The 10,450-nt window shown below is 67.1% G+C and carries 8 protein-coding genes; 1 reads left to right on the top strand and 7 read right to left on the bottom strand.

What is annotated here, in order from left to right; genetic code table 11:
* Positions 1-97: 97 nt before the first annotated feature.
* The 3 genes from AAHM44_RS17115 to AAHM44_RS17105 all read right to left on the bottom strand — a co-directional run bounded on the left by AAHM44_RS17115 (position 98) and on the right by AAHM44_RS17105 (position 4,084).
* On the bottom strand, positions 98-1,114 hold the full coding sequence (locus AAHM44_RS17115; RefSeq protein WP_342250737.1) for an alanine racemase: 1,017 nt from the start codon (positions 1,112-1,114) through the stop codon (positions 98-100).
* Between the two features lie 64 nt (positions 1,115-1,178).
* The gene (locus AAHM44_RS17110; protein ID WP_342250736.1) at positions 1,179-2,777 is read right to left on the bottom strand and encodes an MFS transporter; all 1,599 of its coding nucleotides are present in this window, start codon (positions 2,775-2,777) and stop codon (positions 1,179-1,181) included.
* Between the two features lie 44 nt (positions 2,778-2,821).
* A complete protein-coding gene (locus AAHM44_RS17105; RefSeq protein WP_342250735.1) occupies positions 2,822-4,084 on the bottom strand; it encodes an NRAMP family divalent metal transporter in 1,263 nt (420 codons plus the stop codon).
* A gap of 178 nt (positions 4,085-4,262) precedes the next feature.
* On the opposite strand from AAHM44_RS17105, the gene AAHM44_RS17100 reads away from it, so the two are divergent.
* Positions 4,263-4,562, top strand: a complete 300-nt coding sequence (locus AAHM44_RS17100) for a hypothetical protein (RefSeq protein WP_269572915.1) — start codon at positions 4,263-4,265, stop codon at positions 4,560-4,562.
* 22 nt (positions 4,563-4,584) lie between these two features.
* On the opposite strand, the gene metH is transcribed toward AAHM44_RS17100, so the two are convergent.
* From metH to AAHM44_RS17080, 4 genes are all read right to left on the bottom strand, one after another.
* Positions 4,585-7,197, bottom strand: coding sequence for a methionine synthase (gene metH / locus AAHM44_RS17095; protein ID WP_342250734.1), 2,613 nt, complete (start codon positions 7,195-7,197; stop codon positions 4,585-4,587).
* 134 nt (positions 7,198-7,331) lie between these two features.
* Entirely contained in the window at positions 7,332-8,381 is a 1,050-nt protein-coding gene (locus tag AAHM44_RS17090) for a homocysteine S-methyltransferase family protein (protein WP_269572917.1), read from the bottom strand.
* Positions 8,382-8,501: 120 nt separating this feature from the next.
* Entirely contained in the window at positions 8,502-9,419 is a 918-nt protein-coding gene (gene metF, locus AAHM44_RS17085; protein WP_269572918.1) for a methylenetetrahydrofolate reductase, read from the bottom strand.
* Positions 9,416-10,369, bottom strand: coding sequence for an ArsR/SmtB family transcription factor (locus tag AAHM44_RS17080; RefSeq protein ID WP_184164612.1), 954 nt, complete (start codon positions 10,367-10,369; stop codon positions 9,416-9,418). Before AAHM44_RS17080 ends, metF begins: the two co-directional genes overlap by 4 nt.
* Between the last annotated feature and the right edge of the window lie 81 nt (positions 10,370-10,450).

The raw sequence follows: 10,450 nt of genomic DNA, 5'->3' as shown, positions 1-10,450 counted from the left end.
CCCCCCCCCCCCCCCCCCCCCCCCCCCCCCCCTCTCCCCCCCCCCCCCCCCCCCCCCCCCCCCCCCCCCCCCCCCCCCCCCCCCCCCCCCCCTTTTCTTATGCCCAGATCCGGTCGTAGCGCGGGCCGAGCCCGGTCAGCAGCTCATATTGCGAGAGCCCGCTCAGCGCCGCCGTCTCGGGCAGCGCATAGGACATCGTCACCCAGTCGCCTTCCCTGAGCGAAGGCAGCGCGCTCACGTCCAGCGCCGTCAGGTCCATCGAGACGCGCCCGATCAGCGGCAGCGTCACTCCGCCCGCTGATGCCAGGCCCTTGCTCGAGAAGCAGCGCAGATAGCCATCGGCATAGCCCAGGTTGAGCGTCGCCACCTCGGTGTCGCGCTCGGCGATCCAGGTGGCGTTGTAGCCCACGCTCTGGCCCGCCCGCACCAGCCGCCGCTGGAGGATCTGCGCCTCGGGCGTCGCGACCTGACGGATCGCGTCATGCCCGCTGCGCTGCCGGCCGCCATACAGCGCGATGCCCGGCCGGGTCAGGTCGAAGGCATAGTCGCTGCCCAGCGCGATGCCCGCCGAATTGGCTAGGCTCATCCGCTTTGCCGGGGTCCGCCCCCTGAGCGCACCGAACGCCGCGAGCTGCTTTGCGTTGAGCGGTACATCCTCGTCGGCCGAGACGAGATGGCTGAGCAGAGTCTCGATCACCAGCCCGTCGAGCAGGCCCGCACCAACCTCTTCTGGCGAGACACCGAGCCGGTTCATGCCGGTATCGACCATCACGTCGCACGGCCGCCCGGTCGGCCTCCAGCGCCGGACCTGCTCGGGTGTGGCCAGCACCGGCCGGGCATAGGTCGCATCGAGCGGATCCTCGGCGCGCAGCCCATGCAGCACCGACACGCTCAGCCCCAGATCGGCGAGCGCCTCCGCCTCGGCCCAGGTGGCGACGAAGAAGTCGCGGCATCCCGCCGCCGCCAGCCGCTCGGCCACCGCGCGCGATCCCAGCCCATAGCCATTGGCCTTGATCGCGGCGCCGCAAGCGGCATTGCCGCTCAGCTTCGCCATGTGCCGCCAGTTGGAAACGAGCGCGGCGCTGTCCAGCCGCAGGCGCAGGGGTGCAGTCATGTTTCCAGCGGTTAGGCCCTGCGCCCCACCCCCGCAATGGCCGTTGCGGAGGGAGGCTATGCCCTCAGTGCCTTGCGTGCCCGTGCTTCCGCGGCTGCACCGTCTCGGTCAGCCCCAGGGCGGTGACCAGCAGCGCCATCGCCACCACCGCCATCGTGTACCAGAGCCCGGCATAGGGATCGCCGGTGCGCGCAACGATATACTGGCTGATGAAAGGCAGGAAGCCACCGAAATAGCCGGTGCCGAGATGATAGGGGATCGACATCGACGAATAGCGGATGCGGCTCGGGAACATCTCGCTGAGCAGCGCCGCCACCGGGCCATAGGTCGCGCCGGCCAGCGCCATCAGCCCCAGCATCGCCAGCACGATCACCGCGATGTTGCCGATCGAAGGCCTGACCCGCTCGAGCCGGTAGCCCGCCTCGGCCAGCGCCGCGTCGAGCCCCGCCGGGTTGGCATCCGCCACCGGCACGCTGTCCACCGTCACCACCACCGCATCGGCGCGCTGGGTCTTGTAGGGCACCCCCTTCTTCGAAAGATGATCGAGCACCTGCGCGCACGGATCGATCTGCTTCGCGGCGAAGGGATCATATTTGCAATTGGGCCCGCGCACGATCACCGGCGCGTGCCGGGCCGATTCCGCCAATCCCGGATTGGCCGCATTGCCGATCACCCAGAACAGCGGGAAGAGCAGCACCAAAGTCAGCGCATAGCCGATCACGATCGGCTTCTTGCGCCCGATCCGGTCGGAGAGATGCCCGAACAGGATGAAGAACCCGCAGCCGACCAGTGCCGATCCGCCGCAGATCAGCTGCGCCGTGGTCGGGTCCATCCGCATCGGCCCGGTGAGGAACGACAGCACCGAGAACATCGAAGTGTACCAGATCACCGTCAGCCCGGCCGCGATGCCGAACAGCGCGACGAACAGGCGCGGCAGGTTTCCCGGATAGGTGAAGCTCTCGAGGAACGGGTTGCTCGCCGTCTCGCCGGCCTCCTTCATCGCCTTGAACACCGGGCTCTCGGAAAGCTTGAGGCGCATGTAGAGCGACACCGCGAGCAGCAGGATCGAGAAGAGGAAGGGCAGTCGCCAGCCCCAGGCCTCCCAGGTCGCGGCGGGCATCGGCGTCTTGAACGCGAGCACCACCGCCAGGCTCAGGATGAAGCCGCCGACCACGCTTGCCTGGATGAAGCTGGTATGGAAGCCGGCCCGCCCGCCCGGCGAATGCTCGGCGACATAGATCGCCGCGCCGCCATATTCGCCGCCCAGCGCCAGCCCCTGCGCCACCCGCATGATCAGGATCAGCACCGGCGCCGCCACGCCGATCTCGGCATAGCCCGGCACCAGCCCGATGCCGGCGGTCGCCAGGCCCATCACGGTGATGGTGACGAGGAAGGTGTATTTCCGCCCCATCCTGTCGCCGAGATAGCCGAACAGCACCGCGCCCAGCGGCCGGAAACCGAAGCCGACAGCGAATGCCGCCCAGGCGAGCAGGCTCGCCAGCACGTCGTTGCCCGCGGGAAAGAAGGTATGCTGCAGGATGCCGGTGGCGGTCAGCGTGCCCCAGATGAAGAAGTCATACCATTCGAAGATGGTGCCCAGCGACGATGCGCCGATCACCAGCCGGATGTCCTTGCCGCTCGGCTCCGCTGCGCCCTCTGCCATATGCCCCTCACCTGCCTTTCGGCGAAGCTTAGCGGCTCGGGGACTTATTGCCAGACCAGCATCGCCACCGCCGCCGCACCCATCACGATCGTCGCCGCCCAGCCGAAGACGAGCAGCGGGCCATGGATGCGGAACTCGCCCATAACGCTGCGCCGGGTGGCGATCACCATCATCACCGCCATGATCGGAACGGCCGCGAAGCCGTTGACCACCGCGCTCCAGAACAGCGCCTGCATTGGTGGGATGCCGGACCAGTCGAGGAAGACGCCGAGCAGGATCGACAGCGCGATTACGCCGTAGAAGCCGGGCGCGTCCTTGACCTTGTGCTCCAGCCCGCAGCGCCAGCCGCGCGCATTGCTCACCGCGAAGCCGGCCGATCCGGCGAGCACCGGCACCGCGAGCAGCCCGGTGCCGATGATTCCCACCGCGAACAACGCGAAGGCGAAATTGCCGGCGACCGGCTTCAATGCCTGGGCGGCGTCGGTCGCCGTGTTGATCTGGGAGATTCCCTGCACATGCAGCGTCGCGGCGGTCGCTGTGATGATCGCCAGCGCGATCAGGTTGGAAAAGGCCATGCCGACGAATGTATCGACCCGCATCCGCCTGATCTCGTCCGGCGCCTGCTCCGGCGCATCGACCAGTGGGCGGGCGCCGTCATGGTCCTCGACTTCCTCCACTTCCTGCGCCGCCTGCCAGAAGAAGAGATAGGGGCTGATCGTCGTGCCGAAGAGCGCCACGATCGTCGCGATGGCATCGGGTCCGTCGATGCGCGGCACCACCAGGCCGCGTGCCGCCGCGGTCCAGTCGACCTGCACCGCGAGCACCACCGCGACATAGGCGAACAGCGACAGGGTCAGCCATTTCAGCACCCGCGCATAGCGGTGATAGGGCACGAACGCCTGCAGGAGCAGGCTGGCCAGCGCGAAGAAGACCGTGAACCAATGGTTGCCCCAGCCGGCCACCATCTGCGCGGCATCGCCCATCGCGGCGATATCGGCGCCGATGTTGATCGTGTTGGCGATGAACAGGATGGTGACGAGCAGGCTCAGCAGCCAGTTCGGCAGGAATCCGCGCATGTTCGCGGCCAGCCCCTGCCCCGTCACCCGCCCGATATGCGCGCTCACCAGCTGCACCGCCGACATCAGCGGATAGGTGAGCACCATCGTCCACATCAGCCCATAGCCGAACTGCGCGCCGGCCTGGGAATAGGTGGCGATGCCGCTGGGATCGTCGTCCGCCGCGCCGGTGATCAGGCCGGGCCCAAGCTGTTTTGCGACCGAGGTTTTCGCTTGTCGGCTGTCGGTCATGCAGGCTCCGGCACGGGATTGGACGCTCAACGCTAGCAGATGCCTGACGATCCCGAACTTATCCAGATCGATCCGCCACCGCACCGATCCGGACCCAATGCCGGTTGCGCCGGCCCAGGCGAGAAGGAAGCTTCCCGCCGCGCGTCATCGGGACGCGTTGCAAAGAGGGGGAACTCCGATGGCCGATAATCCAAGCTTTCCGGTCAGCACCTGCGCGATCAGCTGGTTCGACGGCAACCACGCGCTGCACATCCGCGTCTATTCGAGCGACAACTACACGATCACCGAGCGCTGCAACGACGGCAATGGCTGGGTCACCGGCGCCAGCTTCCCGGGCCAGCAGGCATCGGCCATCACCTGGGCGGACTCGGCCGGGCAGCACATCCGCCTCTATGTGACGGGCAACGACACCACGACCGAATATTGCGCCGACCCCGGCACCTCGGGCTGGACCAAGGGCAGCTATACCCAGCCCTGATCCGCGTGCCCGCGGCCGGGCCTCAATCGAGGTTCGGCCGCAGGTAGCGCGTCGCCAGGTCGAGATCGATGCCGCGCCGCACAGCATAGTCCTGCACCTGGTCCTGGCCGATCCGCGCCACGCCGAAATATTCGGCCTGGGGATGCCCGAAATAGAAGCCGGAAACCGCCGCGGTCGGCAGCATCGCGAAGCTCTCGGTCAGCGAGATGCCGGTGCGGTGATGCGCATCGAGCATCTTGAACAGGATCGGCTTGAGGCTGTGCTCGGGGCAGGCCGGATAGCCCGGCGCCGGGCGGATGCCGCGATATTCTTCCTTGATCAGCGCGGCATTGTCGAGCTGCTCGCCCTCGGCATAGCCCCATAGCGACGTGCGGGTGAACTGGTGCAGTCGCTCCGCGAACGCCTCGGCCAGGCGGTCGGCCAGCGCCTTGAGCAGGATGTCCGAATAATCGTCGATCGCGTTCTTGAAGCGCGCGAGATGCGGCTCGATGCCGTGGATCGAGACCGCGAAGCCGCCGATCCAGTCGCCCTGGGTGTCGATGAAGTCGGCCAGGCACATGTTCGCCCGGCCCTCGCGCTTGGCGATCTGCTGGCGCAGCATCGGCAGGGTAACATGCTCCTCGTCGCCGATATGGACGATGATGTCGTCGCCCTTGCGGCGGCACGGCCACAGCCCGGCGACGCCGCGCGCGGTCAGCCACTTCTCGGCGATGATCGTGTCGAGCATCTTCTGGGCGTCGGCGAACAGGCTGGACGCGCTCTCGCCGACAATCTCGTCGGTCAGGATCGCCGGATAATTGCCCGCCAGCTCCCAGGCGCGGAAGAACGGCGTCCAGTCGATATACTCGCGCAGATCCTTCAGGTCCCAGTCGTCGAACGTGTGAACGCCCGGCATGCGCGGTTTGCCCGGCTTGAGGGTCATGTCCGCCTCGAAGGCGTTGTCGCGCGCCTTCTCCAGCGGCAGCAGCTCGCTCTGCCCGCGCCCGGCGCGTGCTGCACGCACCTGCTCATATTCGGCCGCGACCTTGGCGACATAGTCGTCGCGCTGCGTCTCCGAGACGAGCGCCGTCGCCACGCCGACCGCACGCGACGCGTCGAGCACATGCACCACCGGGCCCGTATACGCCGGCTCGATGCGCAGCGCGGTATGGACGCGGCTGGTGGTCGCGCCGCCGATCAGCAGCGGCATCGTCATCTGCGCGCGCTGCATCTCCTCGGCGACGGTCACCATCTCGTCCAGCGAAGGCGTGATCAGGCCGCTGAGGCCGATCATGTCCGCGTCATTCTCGTTCGCGGCCTTGAGGATGTCCGACCAGGGCACCATCACGCCCATGTCGATCACTTCGAAGCCGTTGCACTGCAGGACGACGCCGACGATGTTCTTGCCGATATCATGCACGTCGCCCTTAACGGTCGCCATGATCACCCGGCCCTTGGCCTTGGAGCCGGCTTCCTTCTCCGCCTCGATGAACGGCATCAGGTGCGCGACCGCCTTCTTCATCACGCGGGCGGACTTCACCACCTGCGGCAGGAACATCTTGCCCGATCCGAACAGGTCGCCGACCACGTTCATGCCGTCCATCAGCGGGCCTTCGATCACCTGGATCGGGCGGCCGCCGCTGCCCATCAGCGCGGCGCGGCATTCCTCGGTATCCTCGACGACATGCGCGTCGATGCCCTTGACCAGCGCATGCTCGAGCCGCTTCTCGACCGGCCAGCCGCGCCATTCCGCCGCCTGCTTCTCGGCCGTCGCATCGGTGCCGCGGAACTTCTCGGCGAGCGCGACGAGGCGGTCGCCCGCCTCGGGGTCGCGGTTGAGGATCACGTCCTCGCAGGCGGTGCGCAGTTCCGGCTCGATCTGGTCATAGACGTCGAGCTGGCCGGCATTGACGATCGCCATGTCCATGCCCGCGGGGATCGCGTGGTAGAGGAACACCGAGTGCATCGCCTTGCGCACCGGCTCGTTGCCGCGGAACGAGAAGCTCAGGTTCGAGAGGCCGCCCGAGATATGGCAATGCGGGCAGCGCGCCTTGATCTCGCGGCACGCCTCGATGAAATCGACGCCGTAGTTGTTATGCTCCTCGATGCCCGTCGCCACCGCGAACACATTGGGATCGAAGATGATGTCCTCGGGCGGGAAGCCGATGCCGACCAGCAGCTTGTAGGCGCGCTCGCAGATCTCGACCTTGCGCGCCTGGGTGTCGGCCTGGCCGGTCTCGTCGAACGCCATGACGACCACGGCCGCGCCATATTGCATGCACTTGCGGGCATGCTCGAGGAACTGCGCCTCGCCTTCCTTCATGCTGATCGAGTTGACGATCGGCTTGCCCGACACGCACTTGAGGCCCGCCTCGATCACGTCCCACTTGGAGCTGTCGACCATCACCGGGATGCGCGCGATGTCGGGCTCGGCGGCGATCAGCTTGAGGAAGGTGGTCATCGCCTCGAACGCGTCGAGCAGGCCCTCGTCCATGTTGACGTCGAGCACCTGCGCGCCGGCTTCCACCTGCTGCAGCGCGACTTCCACGGCGGCGGCATAGTCGCCGGCCATGATCAGCTTCTTGAACCGCGCCGATCCGGTGACGTTGGTGCGCTCGCCGATATTGACGAAGTTGGTGGAGGAGGCGGTGGTCATTCTGTTCTTCCAATCGTCATCCCGGCGAAAGCCGGGATCTCGTGCCGCATGCGCACGCTATAAAACTGCGAGGCCCCGGCAATCGGGCCCCCATCAAAGTAGTACTTTGATGGGACCCTTCACCGGGGTGACGGCTAGGCCGCCGCCATCGTGAACGGCTCGAGCCCGGCCAGCCGGGTGCGCACCGCGACCTGGGGGATCGGCCGCGCCGGCAGCCCGGCCACGGCATCGGCGATCGCCTTGATATGTGCCGGCGTCGAGCCGCAGCAGCCGCCCAGCACATTGACCTGCCCCGCATCGGCCCATTCCTTGACCAGCCCGGCGGTGGTCACCGGCGCCTCGTCATAGGCGCCGAGCTCGTTGGGCAGGCCGGCATTGGGATAGACCATGATCAGCGTGTCGCAGATGCCCGACAGCGTCTTCACATGCGGGCGCAGCTGCTCGGCGCCGAACGAGCAGTTGAGCCCGATCGTCAGCGGCTTCGCATGCCGCACCGCATGCCAGAACGCCTCGACGGTGTGGCCCGACAGGTTGCGCCCCGAAAGATCGGTCAGCGTCATCGACAGCATGATCGGCAGGTCGCGGCCCAGGTCATTGCCCGCTTCGATCGCCGCCATCACCCCGGCCTTGGCGTTGAGCGTGTCGAACACCGTCTCGATCAGGATGAAGTCGACGCCGCCTTCGACCAGCGCGTCGATCTGCTCGCGGTACACGTCCTTGAGGTAATCGAAGTCGATCTCGCGATAGCCGGGATCGTTGACGTCCGGGCTCAGCGACAGCGTCTTGTTGGTCGGCCCCAGCGCGCCGGCGACGAAGCGCGGACGGCCATCCTTCGCCTCGAATTCGTCGGCGATGCTGCGCGCGAGCTTGGCGCTCTCGACATTGATCTCGCGCACCAGATGCTCGGCACCGTAATCGGCCTGGCTGATCCGGTTGGCCGAGAAGGTGTTGGTCTCGGCAATGTCCGCCCCCGCCTCGAAATAGGCGCGGTGGATGCTCGCCGGCACCTCGGGCTTGGTCAGCGCGAGAATGTCGTTGTTGCCCTTCTGGTCATGGCTCAGCCCGAGATCGCCGGCATAGGCGGCCTCGTCGAGCTTCCAGTTCTGGATCTCGGTGCCGAACGCCCCGTCGGTGATCAGGATGCGCTTGGCGGCCTCGGCCAGCAGTTTCTCGCGTGCAGTCATCGTCCAAATTCCTCGTCACCCTGAACTTGTTTCAGGGTCCAACTCTCCACCCGCGAATCCATCGCCCGTTGCGCGTTGGATGCTGAAACAAGTTCAGCATGACGGGTGGTTATATGCGGCTCAGGCCGCCACAATCTCGGCGCCGACCTTCGGCCGCACGCCCAGCAGATGGCAGATCGCGTAGCTCAGCTCCGCACGGTTCAGCGTGTAGAAGTGGAACTGGCGCACCCCGCCGGCATAGAGCTTGCGGCACAGCTCCGCCGCCAGCGTCGCCGAGACGAGCTGGCGCGCCGCCGGATGCTCGTCGAGCCCCTCGAACAGCCGCTCCATCCAGCCGGGCACTTCGGTGCCGCACATCGCCGCCATGCGCACCACGCTGGCGAAGCTCATCACCGGCATGATCCCCGGCACGATCTCCGCGTCGATGCCGGCCTTGGCCGCATCGTCGCGGAAGCGGAAGAAGGTGTCGGGCTCGAAGAAGAACTGGGTGATCGCGCGGTTGGCGCCGGCGTCGATCTTGCGCTTCAAATTCTCGATGTCCGCGGTCGGATTGGGCGAATCCGGATGGCATTCGGGATAGGCCGCGACCGAGATCTCGAACGGATGCAGCTTGCGCAGCCCCGCCACCAGGTCCGCCGCATTCTCATAGCCGCCCGGATGGGTCTGGTACTTCTCGCCCGCCCGCGGCGGATCGCCGCGCAGCGCCACGATGTGGCGCACGCCCGCCGCCCAATATTCCTGGGCGACCTGGTCGATCTCTTCCTTCGTCGCTTCCACGCAGGTGAGGTGCGCCGCTGCCGGGATGCCGGTCTCGCGCGCGATCCGCGCCACCGTGTTGTGGGTGCGCTCGCGGGTCGTGCCGCCGGCGCCATAGGTCACGCTGACGAAACGCGGCCCAAGCGGGCTCAGCGTCTCGATCGACTCCCACAAAGTCTCCTCCATCTTCTCCGTCTTGGGCGGGAAGAATTCGAAGCTCACGTCGATATCGCCCGCCACATCCGCGAAGAGCGGCGCCGCCAGCGGGTCCAGGATAGTCATGCGGCCCTCACCTTTTCATTCACCTGCCCGGTCTTGCGACCGAGCCACAATTTCACCGTCAGCTCGCCGCCCACCAGCGTTTCCACCTGGATCGGAGCGAGCCCATGCGCCTCGAACCAGCCGAGCACCTGCTCGTCCGAGAAGCCGAGGCGCGTATGCGCGTCCTTGCTGCGCAGTTCCTCGCGCTCATGCGGCGCGAAATCGGCGATCAGCAGCCGGCCGCCGGGGGCCAGCACGCGCGCCGCCTCGCCGATCGCCGCACCGGGCTGCTGCGCGAAGTGGAGCACATGATGCAATATAGCGAGATCGGCGCCGCCATCCTGGATCGGCAGCGCATAGAGATCGGCCTGGCGCAGCTCGGCATTGGCCAGTCCCTGCTCGGAAAGCTTGGCGCGGGCAAGCCGCAGCATCTCGGAGGAACGGTCGATACCCAGCGCCCGCTCGGCACGCGGCGCGAACAACTCGAGCATCCGCCCGGTCCCGGTGCCGATATCGACCAGATAGCCGATCTCGCCGTCCCCCAGCGCCCGGGCCATCGCGGCCTCGACTTCGCTCTCCGCGACATGGAGCGAGCGGATCGCGTCCCATTCGCCGGCATTGCTCTCGAACCATTCGGCCGCCGCGCTCGCCCGGTCGGCGCGCACCGCCGCGAGGCGCGCCTCGTCGGCGACCATCCAGTGATCGGCTTCGCTCCACTGGTCGAGCGCCGCGAGCACCGGCGCCACCTTGGCATCGGCGCCCAGGCCGACGAACACCCAGCTGCCTTCCTTGCGCCGCTCGAGCAGCCCGGCGTCGCACAGGATCTTCACGTGCCGGCTGACGCGCGGCTGGCTCTGCCCGAGTACCTGCGCCAGCTCGCCCACGCTCAGCTCCATCGAGCGGACGAGCGCAAGGATGCGCAGCCGCGTCGAATCGGCAAGGGCACGGAAGATGGCGAGGGCCTGCTGCATGGCAGTTAGACATATAAAGATATCTTTATATGGGGTCAACGCATCGCATGCGCCTTGCACGCGAGTCCAGCCCCCGTTAGC

The organism is Sphingomonas sp. OTU376, assembly GCF_038440415.1.
GTDB classification, from domain to species: Bacteria; Pseudomonadota; Alphaproteobacteria; order Sphingomonadales; family Sphingomonadaceae; genus Sphingomonas; species Sphingomonas kyeonggiensis_A.
Note: the sequence above shows the minus strand (reverse complement) of the source record. Positions and strands in the feature narration are given on the sequence as shown.